At 49.8% G+C, this 14,325-nt stretch carries 11 protein-coding genes; 2 read left to right on the top strand and 9 right to left on the bottom strand.

Annotation, left to right across the window (positions count from 1 at the left end):
• Positions 1-48: 48 nt before the first annotated feature.
• Complete coding sequence (locus tag A8707_RS17735; protein ID WP_231948129.1) at positions 49-726, bottom strand: class I SAM-dependent methyltransferase; 678 nt, start codon at positions 724-726, stop codon at positions 49-51.
• Positions 727-731: 5 nt separating this feature from the next.
• Positions 732-908, bottom strand: coding sequence for a hypothetical protein (locus tag A8707_RS29175; protein WP_197484852.1), 177 nt, complete (start codon positions 906-908; stop codon positions 732-734).
• Between the two features lie 315 nt (positions 909-1,223).
• Here A8707_RS29175 and A8707_RS17730 point away from each other — a divergent pair, with 315 nt between their 5' ends.
• Positions 1,224-3,764: a mannose-1-phosphate guanyltransferase gene (locus A8707_RS17730; protein ID WP_068818537.1), complete on the top strand. Its 2,541-nt coding sequence runs from the start codon at positions 1,224-1,226 to the stop codon at positions 3,762-3,764.
• Positions 3,765-3,809: 45 nt separating this feature from the next.
• On the opposite strand, the gene A8707_RS17725 is transcribed toward A8707_RS17730, so the two are convergent.
• Positions 3,810-5,054 carry a vanadium-dependent haloperoxidase gene (locus A8707_RS17725; RefSeq protein ID WP_068818571.1) on the bottom strand — a complete coding sequence of 415 codons (1,245 nt, stop codon included), beginning with the start codon at positions 5,052-5,054 and terminating at the stop codon, positions 3,810-3,812.
• A gap of 389 nt (positions 5,055-5,443) precedes the next feature.
• Here A8707_RS17725 and A8707_RS17720 point away from each other — a divergent pair, with 389 nt between their 5' ends.
• Positions 5,444-5,926 (top strand): single-stranded DNA-binding protein, encoded by a 483-nt coding sequence (locus tag A8707_RS17720; protein ID WP_068818536.1) that lies wholly within the window; start codon positions 5,444-5,446, stop codon positions 5,924-5,926.
• Between the two features lie 123 nt (positions 5,927-6,049).
• Here the strand turns inward: A8707_RS17720 and htpG are convergent, their stop codons facing one another.
• The 6 genes from htpG to A8707_RS17690 form a co-directional block, all read right to left on the bottom strand.
• Entirely contained in the window at positions 6,050-8,062 is a 2,013-nt protein-coding gene (gene htpG / locus A8707_RS17715; RefSeq protein ID WP_197484850.1) for a molecular chaperone HtpG, read from the bottom strand.
• A gap of 143 nt (positions 8,063-8,205) precedes the next feature.
• On the bottom strand, positions 8,206-10,020 hold the full coding sequence (locus tag A8707_RS17710; protein WP_068818535.1) for a M3 family oligoendopeptidase: 1,815 nt from the start codon (positions 10,018-10,020) through the stop codon (positions 8,206-8,208).
• A gap of 23 nt (positions 10,021-10,043) precedes the next feature.
• Positions 10,044-10,589: an NADPH-dependent FMN reductase gene (locus tag A8707_RS17705; protein ID WP_068818534.1), complete on the bottom strand. Its 546-nt coding sequence runs from the start codon at positions 10,587-10,589 to the stop codon at positions 10,044-10,046.
• Positions 10,590-10,840: 251 nt separating this feature from the next.
• The gene (locus A8707_RS17700; RefSeq protein ID WP_068818533.1) at positions 10,841-11,242 is read right to left on the bottom strand and encodes an acyl-CoA thioesterase; all 402 of its coding nucleotides are present in this window, start codon (positions 11,240-11,242) and stop codon (positions 10,841-10,843) included.
• On the bottom strand, positions 11,239-12,531 hold the full coding sequence (locus A8707_RS17695; protein ID WP_068818532.1) for an ATP-binding protein: 1,293 nt from the start codon (positions 12,529-12,531) through the stop codon (positions 11,239-11,241). Before A8707_RS17695 ends, A8707_RS17700 begins: the two co-directional genes overlap by 4 nt.
• Positions 12,532-14,001 carry a site-2 protease family protein gene (locus tag A8707_RS17690; protein ID WP_068818531.1) on the bottom strand — a complete coding sequence of 490 codons (1,470 nt, stop codon included), beginning with the start codon at positions 13,999-14,001 and terminating at the stop codon, positions 12,532-12,534.
• Positions 14,002-14,325: the final 324 nt, after the last annotated feature.

Here is a 14,325-nt window from a genome sequence, read left to right as displayed (position 1 = left end):
TGAGTGGGGGCGTTTCTAACCGGAACGTCCCCTATTTTTTGGCAGAAATTAAAATGTCACCTTATATAGCTGAAACAATTCGCCAGGTAGCGTCTTGACGATTTTCGCTCCTTCGGATTTGATAGCTTTTTCCCAGTCGGATAAGGGGTTTAGTAAGACTTCTGCTCCCATATAGGTTTCTAAAATCGCCCAATTTTCGGCTAACGGCGATTCAGGTAGCACATCAAAGACAAAGATTCCTCCTGGTTTAAGGACTCGCTTGACCTCAGAGAGAACGGTCAGCCAGTAATCGATCGTGTAATAACAGCTAAAGCCCGTGGCGATCGCCAGATCAAACTGGTTAGCCTCATGGTGCAACTCGTGAGCCGCACCTAAATTTACGCCTTTAAACAATTTCGAGTTGAGCTGTGGAGCACGGGCATTCAGTAAATCTCGCGCTACGGTGCTGATTTCTTGCCCATAAAAGAGCGCCTCCCAGTCTCGCCAGGGATAGATCAGAAAGCTGACTCCACAGCCGATATCTAGACAGCGCTGATTTTTTTGCGGTTGGGCAAGTTGCCAAAACGGAGAGGTCAGTTTGGCTTGCAAAATGCCAGAGGCACGCTCCCGAAAGATCGGCATCTCCTGCACTTCTTCCGGGAGGTCAAATGGCTCTCCTCGATATTCTTGGTTAAACCGCTGGGCGACGGCATTAATCTGAGATTGCCAATCTAGGGATTCATTCAAGACGCTTATCCCTTCAGTGCTTTGGTGAAATTTTGGCGGTAGGACTTACTAAATAGCAAGACGGGCCACAGCAACGCGAGATGAAGCCGTCCTTGACTGAAATTGGTGCGACGAAAGCCCGTCCAAAATTTCCAAACTCCACCGACGTAAGCAACAAATGCTAAAAAGCCAAGTATTCCCATCTCATGATCCCCCAATCGACGATAAAAACAAAGAGAATAGAACTACTAGCGATTCTAGCAAGCCCTGATCAACTACTAGGAGTCAGTGTGTCTCTAAAACGCTGAGATTAGGCGATCGTCCACAATATTTCTTGAAGATTGCAGTCTTGACGACCCAAAATCTTGAGATCAAAACGATTTGCTAACAATTGTTAGGTTTGATGGCACAAAAATCGATAGCACTGTCCAATAAAGTAAACACCCACCATTGACTTAACTTCCACGATCGAGCGTCGTCGAGTCACACCATTACGCGCAAACCAGCAAGGAGACCGTATGCGAGCAGTGCTAATGGCAGGCGGATCGGGAACGCGACTGCGCCCCCTTACCTGCGATCTGCCTAAACCGATGGTGCCGATTCTCAATCGTCCGATCGCCGAGCACATTATCAATTTACTCAAGCGTCACCACATTCGAGAAGTGATTGCTACGCTGCACTATTTGCCGGATGTCATGCGGGACTATTTTCAGGATGGCAGTGAGTTTGGGGTGCAGATGACTTATGCCGTGGAGGAAGATCAGCCGCTCGGCACGGCGGGTTGTGTCAAAAATATTGTTGAATTGCTAGACGGCACCTTTTTGGTGATTAGTGGAGACAGCATTACTGATTTTGATCTGACGGCGGCGATTCAGTTTCACAAGCGCAAACAGTCTAAGGCGACCCTGATTTTGACGCGAGTGCCGAACCCGATCGAGTTTGGCGTAGTAATCACGGATGAAAATTATCGAATTCGCCGCTTTCTAGAAAAGCCTTCGATGAGCGAAATCTTCTCAGATACGGTCAACACGGGCATCTATATTCTGGAGCCAGAAGTGCTGGAGTATCTGCCGTTTGGCGAAGAAGCCGACTTTTCTAAAGATCTCTTTCCTCTATTGCTAGAGAAAGATGAGCCGATGTATGGATATGTTGCGGATGGCTATTGGTGTGACGTGGGGCATCTAGACGCTTACCGGGAAGCTCAATATGATGGGCTGCTGCGAAAAGTGAAGCTAACGTTTCCTTACGCCGAGCGATCGCCGGGGCTTTGGGTGGGCGAAAACACCTATATCGATCCATCTGCTCACATTGAGGCTCCTGCGATCATTGGCAATAATTGCCGCATTGGTGCCAGAGTGCAAATTGAGGGCGGAACCGCGATCGGAGATAACGTCACGATCGGCACCGATGCCGATCTCAAACGTCCGATTGTCTGGAATGGCGTGATGATTGGCGACGAAGTGCATCTCCGGGCGTGTGTGATTGCGCGAGGGTCGAGAGTCGATCGTCGGGCACAGGTGTTAGAAGGGGCGGTGGTGGGTCCGCTGTCGAGTATTGGTGAAGAGGCGAAAGTCAGCCCCAATGTGCGGGTGTGGCCTAGCAAAAGCGTCGAGGCAGGAGCGACGCTTAACACCAATCTGATTTGGGGATATGCCGCTCACCGCAATCTCTTTGGGCAGCGCGGCGTGTCAGGACTTGCGAATGTCGATATTATTCCAGAGTTTGCCGTTAAGTTGGGGGCGGCTTATGGTTCGACGCTGAAATCGGGTTCTCACGTCACGGTGTCGCGCGATCAGCGCCCGATCGCCCGCATGGTGTCGCGATCGCTGATTGCTGGACTAATGTCAGTCGGGATAAATGTCCAGAATTTAGAAGCCACTTCGATTCCAGTCGCTCGATCGGTGGTGCCGACGATGAACGTCGTAGGGGGCATTCATGTGCGCGTTCACCCGGAGCGATCAGATCACATTCTGATTGAATTTTTTGACCACAAAGGCATCAATATCTCCAAAGGAGTCGAGAAGAAAATTGAGGGAGCCTTCTTTAAAGAAGATTTTAGGCGGGCACAAATTCAAGAGATTGGCAATGTGGTGATCGTCAATCACGCGATTGATATCTACAGTCGCGGATTTGAGAAACACCTGAACCTACACGCCGTTCATCACAGTAGCTCTAAAGTGGTGATTGATTACGCCTATGCGGTTTCGGGGGCAGTCTTGCCTCAACTGCTGGCAAAGTTTGGCTGCGATGCGGTCGTGCTAAATGCCAGTTTGACTCAAACGGCTCCAACGATCGCCGATCGAGAAGGCTTGCTCAATCAACTCGGTCATGTGGTCGAAGCGCTGAAAGCGACCTTTGGAGTGCAGGTTTCTGCCAACGGGGAACAGCTTGTTCTCGTCGATGAAACGGGTAGCCCGATTCGAGGCGAGATGCTGACGGCGTTGATGGTAGACATGATTTTGACCTCAAACCCTAGAGGGACGATCGTGGTTCCGGTTCAGGCTTCTAGCGCGGTTGAGTTGATTGCTCGTCGTCACGATGGCAAAGTCATTCGCACCAAAGCAAACCCAACGGCGTTAATGGAAGCCTGTCACACCAATCACAGCACCGTGTTGGGCGGCAGTGGCGAGATGGGCTTTATTTTTCCGCAACTGCATCCTGGATTTGATGCGATGTTTTGCATTGCCAAACTGATCGAGATGCTAACTTTGCAAGAGAGAACGCTGGCGCAGATTCGGGCAGACTGTCCTCGAATTTCTCACAAAACCTACTCCGTGCGCTGCCCCTGGACGGTTAAGGGAGCTTTGATGCGTCACTTAGTCGAAAGCCATCCTGTAGAGACCTTAGAGCTGATCGACGGGGTGAAAATCTTTAATCATCAGCGCGATAGCTGGGTGTTGATTTTGCCCGATGCTGGAGAGCCATTGGTGCATATTTACGCTAATAGTCACGATCGGGGCTGGGTCGATGAAACACTGCGGGAATATCGGCTGCGAGTGCAGGAGTTTGTCTATCAAGAACAGGGAGTCGAAGAAATCAAAATAGAAAGTGTGTACTGAGAATAGTGCATCGGGACGTTTTATACGCCCCGATCGCGTTCATCTCTACAGCGCTTGCAGATAGTTGGCAGATACATAATCGGCAAGCTGAGTGCCAGAAATGTAGCTAGCATCTGCGTCCCACTGATAATTCACACCGAGATAAACCCGGCTTCTGCCATTCTCTAACGCAGCCGACGAGAAGCTATTAAAGGCTCGCTTCACGTTGACAGCACTGGGGTCTTCGGTATCGAGCTTAAACGTGACGTTATCGGTTCCAAAGAAATTCCGCAGAATGCCTGCGTGGGTTGCGCCAAAGGTCGCGTGACCCGAAACGTAAGCAGGAAATGCGGGGCTAAAGTGCTTGCCGTTGCGATCGACCGAGAGCGGTTCCCACGCAGCATCTTGATCGGTGGCAGGATTTCCATCCATATCAGCTAGGTGAACGGCGGTTTCGGGTCGCCACAGATCCAGATCGGTAGAGTATTTTGCATCCCAGGCGACGATCCCGGCATCTCCGAGAGCCAACCCAACCAGCGCAAACAGACGGGCAGTTTCGACGATCGAGAGGCTGCGCTGTTCGGCAACAATTTGTGTGAATCGGAATAGCTGACCCGGTGGTTTATAGGTTCCATCCAAATCGTTTGCCCAGAAAAAAGCAATCTCGGTTTCTTCGGCGGTGCGGCTGCTCGACGTGGCTGACCCTAGCCGCTTCACTTCGTTGAACTGTGCGGCATATTCAGGGCTACTCAACAGGTCGCGCTTGGTGGCATAGCCTGCAGGTCGTGAGGGACGGAATTGATTGCCTGTCTGCATCGCAAACGGACGCACTTTGTCCCAGTTAGGAGTGACGGCGTTCCCCGATCCGGTGGGTCGCCAGTCTCCGGCGTTGGTGCCTGGAGTGTAAGGATCGGTGTTTTCGGCTCCATCATTGGTGCGGTGAGCAATCATGGCATAGGCGGCGGCAGTGCCGATAACTCGTCCGCTTTCGACGTTTTGAACACTGTCAGCCGCCGAGATGCGATCGAGCGAGTCTTGCAGGCTCAAATCAAAGCTGTCTGTCTGTTCGGGGTAAACGCGGGTGAGAACTTGATAAGCGGCTTGGGCGGCAGCAGCGTCGATCGAAGCTCCGTCCGCAGCCGGAATGCTAATTAGGTAGGGTTGATGAGTCTTGACGATCGAGTTGACAGCATCATAAATCGCGCCGTGCACCATTGCGCCTTTTCTAGCGATCCCGCCAGGTGAGTCTTTTTCCTTGTTGCGAATGGCATTGAGATAAACGCAGTTCCATTCGATTACGATATTTGGCATCGTTAAGTCTCCTAGTTGAGTATTAAGTTCTGAGTCAGTTCTGTAATGTCCAAATGCCTTAGTGAGCAGAGCTTGTAGGCAAGTTTTGGGATTGATCATTGGAAGATCGGGGTGAGTGAGAATCGAAGCATTGCGCCCTGAAATTGGCTTCAATTGAGAAACCAAATGCTTTAGTGATTTACTCTTCTGTAGTAGAATTCACTGCACCTAAGCTAACCAGCCAGCGATCGCTCAGGCAGTACCCACCTGGGTAATCTCCTCAGTCATGGTTAAAAGTGCAGGGTTGATCAGCCAACGGTTAAAATTGAGAAGCGACGGTGAGGACAGACAACTTCGCTTGCAGGACTCGCTCAATTACAGCAACCACCGAGAGACAAAGGACGACACCCATGAATAACTGCATCCTGATGGCAGAGGTCATTCAAGATCCTCAACTCCGCTTTACGCCCGATAATCAAACGCCGATCGCTGAGATGCGCGTCCAATTTGCCGGGTTGCGCCCCGAAGAGCCTCCGGTGACGCTGAAGGTCGTGGGATGGGGCAACATCGCGCAAGACATTCAGGCAAACTATCATGTGGGCGATCGGGTGATCATCGACGGTCGCTTAACGATGAACACGATCGAGCGTCCCGAAGGCTTTAAAGAAAAGACCGCAGAAATGACGGTGCAGAAGATCTACACCTTGGATGGGGGCGATATTCGCACAACGGCGAGTGCGCCTACGGGAGCGGTGTCTCAGCCAGCGGCTCAACCTGCGGCCACTCAATCTGCGAAACCTGCGGCAACTCCACGAGCAAAGACCACGACGGCTAAAGCTCCAGCGGCACCTGCCCCGATCGACCAGCCTGAACTGGATGATATTCCGTTTTAGTTGAGGGATAGGGGTAAAAAAATTGCCGCGATTCCTGAATGGAGTCGGGCACTAACGTTGAAGTAATTGATTTTCTACAAGTCCGTAATGACAATGACATCACTACGGACTATGGATCAGAGATTAGTGAGTTGCCCGATCGGTGAGTTTAGTTAGCACCTGGTTCGATCGCTCTACAAATGCTTTCATGCCATCGGCATCAAACCCTTTTTGTGCCATCAACGCCAGATCATAAACATGATGACAAATCATGTTGGCGAGTTCTGCTGACGGAGATTGACCCTCGGTGACGATCGCGCCTTGACTCAGGTTAATCAAGTTTTGAATCATCGGATGAGTCGTATTGACTAACAAAATGTGTTCTTCAGGGAACTGAATATTTTGCTGCTGCATCAGCGCATTCATTTCCTGCATCCGGCGCAGTTGCTCAGGTAAAAGAACCATCGCGGGGGGCGTGCTGGCGGGGTCGTCTCCTTTAAGTGCCTCAGTGCGAATGATTAGCTTCGGCTTGTTGAGCGCTTTCTTGAACAGTTCTTTGACTTGTTCGCTGCGAGTCTGATTGGTTTTAGGGTCGACAATTTCAGACTGCTCTTTGTCGATTAGCGTGTCATCTAGTTCGGCATCCACTCGTGCAAACTGCACCTGCGAATATTCTCGCTCTAGGAAGCTGACAAAGTGACTGTCGATGAACGAGTCCATAAACAGAACTTCTAAGCCCTGACTGGTGTGAAGCTGCACATAGGTTGCCTGAGTGACCTCATCGGTGCAGTAAAAAACGCGATTCTCGTGGCGTTCTTTGTTGCGTTCTAGATATTCTTTGAGCGTCGTGTACGATCTGCCGTCTACAGTGTTGTTGACTGCGTTAGAAGTATCTTGCCAAGCATCTCCATCTGGCGTTTGCACTTCTATTTTAGGAGCGTCATCGACCAGATTCGCTGTAGTGCGATAGATCAGAATATCTTCGACTTGCTTTTTGAATTTGTCATCGTTAATTGAGCCAAATTTAACAAAGGTGCCTAAGTCTTGCCACGATCGGATATATTGCTCTCGATCGTCGCGATACAGTTCCTTTAAGCGATCGCCAACTTTCTTGGCAATGTAGTCTGCGATGCGGCGCACGGTGCGATCGTTCTGCAAAAAGCTCCGCGACACGTTGAGCGGAATGTCGGCGCTATCGACAACCCCTCGCAGCGGCAGCAGAAACTTGGGAATCACTTCCTCACAGTTTTCGCTGACAAACACCTGATTGCAAAACAGTTTGATCTGTCCTTTAGACACATCAACATCGGGCTTGAGCTTCGGGAAGTAAAGAATGCCGTTGACGATGAACGGAAAGTCGGTGTTGAGATGCACCCACAGCAGCGGCTCTTCTTGAAACGGATAGAGGTAGCGATAAAACTCTAAATAGTCTTCAGTCGTGAGATTTTTGGGCGACTCTTTCCAGGGGGCTTTTTGGCGGTTGATCTGCTCGATCGCTTTGGGTTCTTCCCCTTCTTTGAGTGGCTCGATCACCTCTAACTTGATCGAGACGGGCAGAAAGTCACAGTAGGTTTTGATCAGTTGCCGAATTCGATAGGGTTCTGCATACTCGTGTTCTTCGTCTTGCAGTGCCAGGGTAACGGTCGTGCCGCGAGTGGGACAATCGCCTTCTGACAACTTAAACTCAGTCGAGCCATCACAAGACCAGTTGACCGCCTGCGAGTCGGCTTTGTAGGATAGCGTGTCGATCGTGACAACTTTCGCCACCATGAACGATGAGTAGAAACCCAATCCGAAGTGCCCAATGATCTGCTGATCGCCAACGGCTTTATATTTCTCGACGAACTCTTCGGCGCTAGAGAAGGCGACTTGGTTGATATATTTCTTCACCTCGTCGGCGGTCATGCCGATGCCGTTATCGGAGACTGCCAGGGTTTTGTTTTCGGAGTCGATCGTGATCACAATCTCCGGTTCGCCCAGCTCGCCCAAAAACTCATCCGAGGTTGACACCATCTTGAGTTTTTGAATGGCATCGACCGCGTTAGACACCAGCTCTCTCAAGAAAATCTCGTGGTCGGAGTAGAGCCACTTCTTGATAATCGGAAAAATATTCTCAGTATGAATACTGATATTCCCCTGTTCCAAAATCGTTGTCATAGTCTAGTCCTGGTTACTCAAAAGACCTCAGCCCTATTTTGGACGAGGATGACCCAATCGCCTTCATTGTAATCAGTAGGGTTTGCCGATCGCTAAGATCGGATTTCCCTACTCAAGGCGAGCGTAGAAGTGGATATTGTTCGTTAAAGAGTTGACTGAAGCTGATCTAACAGCGTTTCAACATAAGTCAGCGCTCCGCGAATTGTCTCAGGATCTTCGAGGTCAACCCCCACAAATTGACGCAGGGCTGCTACTTGATCCAAACTACCGCCAGCCGCTAATAGCTCCAGATAGCCAGGAATGAACTCTTTGCCGACTTCAAGATATTTTTTGTAACATGCCAAACTGACGATATTCGACGCAGTGTATTGATAGCAATAAAACGGCTTGAAGTAAATGTGACCAATCCGCGCCCAATCATATTGATGCTCTGGCAAGACTTCCACTGCATCGCCACAGAGTTCTTGATAGAGTTTTGTCCACTCTTCATTGACAAACTCGTGATTAAAACTGCCCTGAGTCGCCCGATCGTGCACCGCTAACTCCAATCGGCTAATCGTGCTTTGTCTAAACAGCAGATTTAACTGATCTTCTAATTGGCGAGTAATCAGAGATTTGGTCAGCGCTTTGTCGTCTTTTGCCTGTTTGAGCAAATAATCTAGCAACAGCAACTCGTTGAATGTGGACGCGATTTCTGCCAACACCATCGGCGGATTGCTGTTGAAATAGGTTTGACGATCGTCGATCCAGGCAAAGTGCAGCCCGTGACCCATCTCGTGTGCGAGTGTAAACAGCGAATTGTAATCGTCGGTGTAAGAGAGCAATAAATAGCTGTGTCTGCCGTAAGTGTAGGCGCAAAAGGCTCCGCCCCGCTTGCCCTGCCGGACTTTGGCATCGACCCAGTTGTTCAAAAAGAATTCTTCGGCGCGACGGGCGTAGTTGACATCAAACTGCTCTAACGCAGCGATCAGTGTCTCGACTCCCGCTTTATAAGGAATGGGCGCGATTTGCTCGTCACCTGTTGTCCACGGCGCATACACGTCACAGGTGCGAATTTTTTGCCCGATCGCTGCTCCCTTGAGTCGATAATAGCGCTGGAATAAGTCAAAGCGGCTGCGAGTTCCTTCCATAATGGCGCGAAACACTGGCTCCGAGACTTCATCGGCGATCAGTTGCTTGTGCAGCGTCGAGTCATAGCGTCGCATCTGATTTTCGATCTTGTGATCTTGTGCGACGGTATTCAAAATGAAACCATAGAGCGAGTTGTGCTGATTCATCACCTTGCGAACCGACTGATAGGCGGCATAGCGAGTTTCGGCATCTGGATGAAAAAGCAGCGCCCCTAAATCAGCTTCTGTGGTGGCAGTTTTGCCGTCTGGAGTCGTGACCGATTCATACTGCTGTTCGCCGAGATGCACCGATCTCAGTTGAATAAATGCCTGCCTTCCGGTCAAACTATCTTGGTTGCGAGTCTGCTCAACGTCTTCTGACAGCGTGTGCGGACGATATTTGGCGATTTGGCTCAAATAGTGGCGATAGGGTGCTAACGGGGCTGAATTTTGGAATGCGTCAAACTGCCCAGCTTCTAAAGTTTGCAACTCTAAGTCAAAGAATAAAAGCTGATTCTCGACTCCCGTTAGGGCTTCCATCACTTTGTCTAAAAACTGTTTTGCCTCAGCGCTGCGAGTGTCAGCAGAAAAGATCAGCGACGGAAACGCGTAGAGAACGCCCGATTTTTCAGCGATCGCTTCCAAAGTCTTAAGACACGTCGCCAACTGCTCTGGCATTAGCCCCGTCACCTTGCCGCGAAACTGGCTGCGAAAGTCTGCGGCTTCTTGTTGCAGACTCTCTAAATCTTGCTCTAATTTAGGATCATCAAATCCTTGATAGAGGTCAGACAAGTCCCACTCTTGAGGGCTATCGATTGGATTTTGGGAAGTCACGATCGCTGATGTCATCTTAAAAACTCCTGAGTTTATTTCTAATTTACGCCACGAATCTTGCGCGTGTTGTCCACGAGGCTTTGAGCGAAGCGATCGAACCGTTCAGCAAGTTTTTCATCTAGCAGTTTGCCATCGTCACCAAAGGCTTTCCACGCCTGCGCGATGCCGATTTGTTCAGGAATCACCCACGCATTGACCCACCGCATAATGACGCGCAAATCATTTAGGGCGTTGCTGTTTGCCTGTCCGCCTAAGACGCTGATTAGCCCAGTGATTTTGCCTGCCATTTCTTCAAAGCCCATCAAGTCAAGAGCGTTTTTCAACACTCCACTAACGCTGCCGTGATATTCGGGACTGACTAACACGATCGCGTCTGCTTCTTTAACAACATCTTGCAGCCGCTTGACATCGGGATATCCCGCATAGTCATCTCCGCCATCGCAAAATGGCAGATTCATTGTTCGCAAATCAAGCAGTGTGACCTCGGCACCCAAAGCCGTGAGACGATCGACGGCTTGCTGAAGAGCTAAATAAGTAGAGGAACCCGATCGTAAGCTCCCTCCAATTGCAGCAATCTTAACCATGGTTACTGTTCCTGTCTGTGAATAAAAAACGTTTGTGACGAGAGTGCTTCACCCCTTAGTTTGCAGAAGTTAAAGCAACCTTGCCTATGTCAAGAGAGATGAGACGTGGAACAACCCCTAGAATGAAGTCGTTATGACTACGCATAGTTTAGCAGATGAAAGAAAAACGTGCCAGGTTATTCTATGAGTAGGCAAAAATCTAAACAGATGTTGTGTAGAGACATTTCCGATCGCGTTCCTGCACAACCGAGTCAGTGTTGTACCCACTGCCGTAATTTAGGAGGCAACTCTTTTCGCGATCGACCTACTGGATCAATGCACACATGACGAGTCAGCGCTCGACTAGCAGGACGATCGAACCCCACTAAACTAATCTCATAAATAATTTCAAACTCGCTGTCGTTAATGGGATGGGGACTGATTTGTACCGATAAGCGATCGCCACAGTGCAACGGTCGAAAAAAATCAACATCGGCATGAATAATGGGAACTGCAACATCAGAATCTCGAAAAAATGATTTGAGATCAAATCCTGCTGTGATTAAAATTTCTTCATAGGCTTCGTGGCAGATCTTTAAGACATTGGCAAAATAAACAACGCCAGCCGCATCAGTATCTTCAAAGCGCACCGTTCGCTGATAGATTTGGGTCATGAATGAAATGGCTCAAATAGAGCTAAATCGGCAGTGAGAAAATCGATAAACTGTCGGGCAGTTCTGCCCGATCGTCCGTTGTGTCGGGTCGCCCACTGCAACGCGCGATAGTCTAAATCTTCTGACTCTAATGTGATCCCCGCTTGCTGTGCGAGGTGATGAATCATTTTTAGGTAAGTCGCCTGATCCGCAGGTTCAAAGGTGAGCGTTAAGCCGAAGCGATCGCTGAACGATAATTTTTCCTGCACTGTGTCCCAGTGGTGAACTTCGTCAGCATCTTTGGGGCGAGGACGATCGTCAAAAAACTCGCGCACTAAATGCCGTCGGTTTGAGGTCGCATACACGACAACATTTTGAGGACGCGCGGTGAGATTGCCTTCCAATACAACTTTCAGCGCTTTATAGGCATCGTCATCTTCTTCAAACGAGAGGTCGTCTACAAAAATGATGAATTTTTGAGGTAGATTTCGCAACGGCTCGACGATCGCGGGCAAGTCTTTGAGTTCAGATTTGCCGACTTCGATTAGACGCAACTGACGATCGCCATACTGCCGCAGCAGCGACTTGACGAGCGAAGATTTCCCCGATCCCCGGCTGCCGTAGAGCAAGATGTGCAAAGCCGACTTCCCCGACAGCAAGAACTCTGTGTTTTTGAGCAGCATCTCGCGCTGAGTCTCATAGCCAATCAGATCCGATGCCTGCTGCAAATCGGGGTGCGCGATCGCCGCCAGTTGCCCACGTTGCCACCGAAACGCTTGATACTTCGCGAAGATTCCCGTCCCAAATTCACGATAGTAAACAGATAATTCGTCTACCGCGTCTGCCCAATCCTGCATCGTTTTCAGCTTAGCTTTGAGCGGCGCAGCAGTTTTTTCTTGGAGCAACTCATCTGACCATGCCGTCAAATTTTCAGCAGAAGTCTGTTGACTAACCCATTCACAAACCTGCTCACTTCGACACTTGTAGAGACTCTGCAAGATTTGTAAGTCTCGTTTCACAGCGTCGATCAAAGCAGACGGTAAATCGTCAGATTTCTGTTGTGAAAAAGAATTCTCTGCGGTTAAAAGTCGATCGAGCAAATAGTCTCGCCATCCCTGACCGCGTTCAGCCAATGCCGAAAACCACGACCCATAAGCCTGTAGCGCGATCGCACTGTCTGCCCGGATCAGCGACTGCAACAACTCTAAAAAGGCTTGCCCGACCCGATCTCCTAAAACCTCCCGATACACCAGCAGTGAAAGAAGATTCTGATGAAGCGCCTGAATCGAGGTGACTTGAGTATTCATCATCTAAAGGCTCAACCACGCCAACACAACTTTGGGCGCAGGTAAAATGACCAGCAGCACCAGAGCTAGAGCCAAAAGCCCGACCACATCGCGAGAATTATCTAACTCAGTGATATCGTTAAGCGCAGGCTCATCTGTAGCGGGAAGCAGCAGCAGCAAGATTGCCCACAGCAGCAGATGTTGTTGAGCAAACGAGAGAATCAGCAGCAACAGTCGAGAAACTTGCCCGATCGCCGCCCCCGTGCGCTGCCCAAACATGGCGTGAACCATCCGTCCGCCATCTAACTGTCCGACGGGCATCAGATTAAATGCGCTAAACAGCACTCCAATCCAGCCCGCGACCGCGATCGGATGGAGATTGATTGCTTTCGCCGCTACTAGCTGGTTTCCCAGCGCCAACTTTCCTAACCCTGCCAGCACTAGAGAATATTTGGGATTCAGTGCCTCAAAGCTGAGTAACCCAGCTCCTGGCTTTGGCGGGAGAGCGACTACAGACGAATGATCTAAGCCCCAATATAAGAGAGGGATCGCGATCGCGAATCCTGCTAGTGCGCCAACTACGCCTACATCAAACAGCGCCTTGCGATGAGGAATCGGCGATCGAATCTGAATAAATGATCCCACCGTTCCCAAGGGCAGCAGAGGCAAGGGAATCACTGGAATAAAGTAGGGCAGCGTTGCAGCGATATGATAGCGGCGAGTCGTCCAATAACAGCCCAGCGATCGCACAGCAAAAAATCCCACAATCGCCAGTGCATAGGGCAATCCCTGCACCAATACTGAAGGGTCTAACGTGACCTGTTTTTTCGCAATCTCAAGCCCTGCTAGCAAAGTGGTCAGCAACGTCATTGCTGCTAGCCCCAGCGCAATGCCCGGACGGGTCAGTCGTCTATCTTGTCTCGCCTCTATGCTGGCTTGAGAGTTAGGCACCAGCGCAAAGAACGGTTTTTTGTCTACTCCTTCTTGAAACACGACATAGAAGCGATCGCCAAACTTTCCCTCAACGTTTTCTTGAATCGTTTTATAAGCCACTTCTGGCGTGGTGCGTAGCTGTCCTCGGCAAATTACGGCTTGTGGACGATAGTCAATATTCTGCAAATAATAGACTGACCACGGAAAACAACCTTGTAAACTCGTCTCCTCTGCCTTGTTGATCGGGCGCGAAGTCGATTGACCAGACTTTTCAGGAGTCGAAGATGGCACTTGAGGGGTAGTGGAGTCGATCGCCGAAGTCGGAGCAATTCGCCCCTTTTGGATCAGGTAAAGATAAAGCGCTAAACAGCCCACAAACAGCAAAATAACTAGCTCTAGCGGCATTCGTCGCTGAGTCCCAAACGCCAGTGCCCAAGCAGTGATCGAAAACGCAGGCATCATAGCAACCAGCCATAATGCCCAAACCGGAGTGCGAGTGATCCCGGTCACTCTCTGCACGATAAAGTAGGTAATCAGTCCTAGTACGAATAACCAGATCATGCGCTGAATTTTACAGATTTAAGATGCAGTGGACTCAGGAGCGCCGCCGCACAGCCTTGTTGGGCAGTTGATAAATAACTAAGCACGGGTTTTAACCATAGCACTCAACCTGTTAGCATCGTCTGTCTAGGTGGGTGAGTCAATCGATCAACCCATAACCTTTGCGAAAGCCAATATTTTTGCATTCTTTGCAGCATCTTCAACAATCTGGGAAGATCGACGAGAGCTAAGAGAGTGTTTGTAAACAACTATTACAAACTTAGTACCTGTTCAGTAGTGAAGTGATATCAGGGAATAGGTTTGGCATGAGATGAACTATGGGTG

The sequence above is a fragment of the Phormidesmis priestleyi BC1401 genome, assembly GCF_001650195.1.
Taxonomy (GTDB): Bacteria; Cyanobacteriota; Cyanobacteriia; order Leptolyngbyales; family Leptolyngbyaceae; genus Phormidesmis_A; species Phormidesmis_A priestleyi_B.
This window is presented reverse-complemented; position numbering and strand designations above follow the sequence as displayed.

Bases quoted from the DNA above. Each gene is read 5' to 3' on its own strand.
- htpG (WP_197484850.1), bottom strand. From the start codon at position 8,062: ATGACAACGATTTTGGAACAGGGGAATATCAGTATTCATACTGAGAAT.
- A8707_RS17710 (WP_068818535.1), bottom strand. From the start codon at position 10,020: ATGACATCAGCGATCGTGACTTCCCAAAATCCAATCGATAGCCCTCAA.
- A8707_RS17705 (WP_068818534.1), bottom strand. From the start codon at position 10,589: ATGGTTAAGATTGCTGCAATTGGAGGGAGCTTACGATCGGGTTCCTCT.
- A8707_RS17690 (WP_068818531.1), bottom strand. From the start codon at position 14,001: ATGATCTGGTTATTCGTACTAGGACTGATTACCTACTTTATCGTGCAG.
- A8707_RS17730 (WP_068818537.1), top strand. From the start codon at position 1,224: ATGCGAGCAGTGCTAATGGCAGGCGGATCGGGAACGCGACTGCGCCCC.
- A8707_RS29175 (WP_197484852.1), bottom strand. From the start codon at position 908: ATGGGAATACTTGGCTTTTTAGCATTTGTTGCTTACGTCGGTGGAGTT.
- A8707_RS17700 (WP_068818533.1), bottom strand. From the start codon at position 11,242: ATGACCCAAATCTATCAGCGAACGGTGCGCTTTGAAGATACTGATGCG.
- A8707_RS17725 (WP_068818571.1), bottom strand. From the start codon at position 5,054: ATGCCAAATATCGTAATCGAATGGAACTGCGTTTATCTCAATGCCATT.
- A8707_RS17695 (WP_068818532.1), bottom strand. From the start codon at position 12,531: ATGATGAATACTCAAGTCACCTCGATTCAGGCGCTTCATCAGAATCTT.
- A8707_RS17720 (WP_068818536.1), top strand. From the start codon at position 5,444: ATGAATAACTGCATCCTGATGGCAGAGGTCATTCAAGATCCTCAACTC.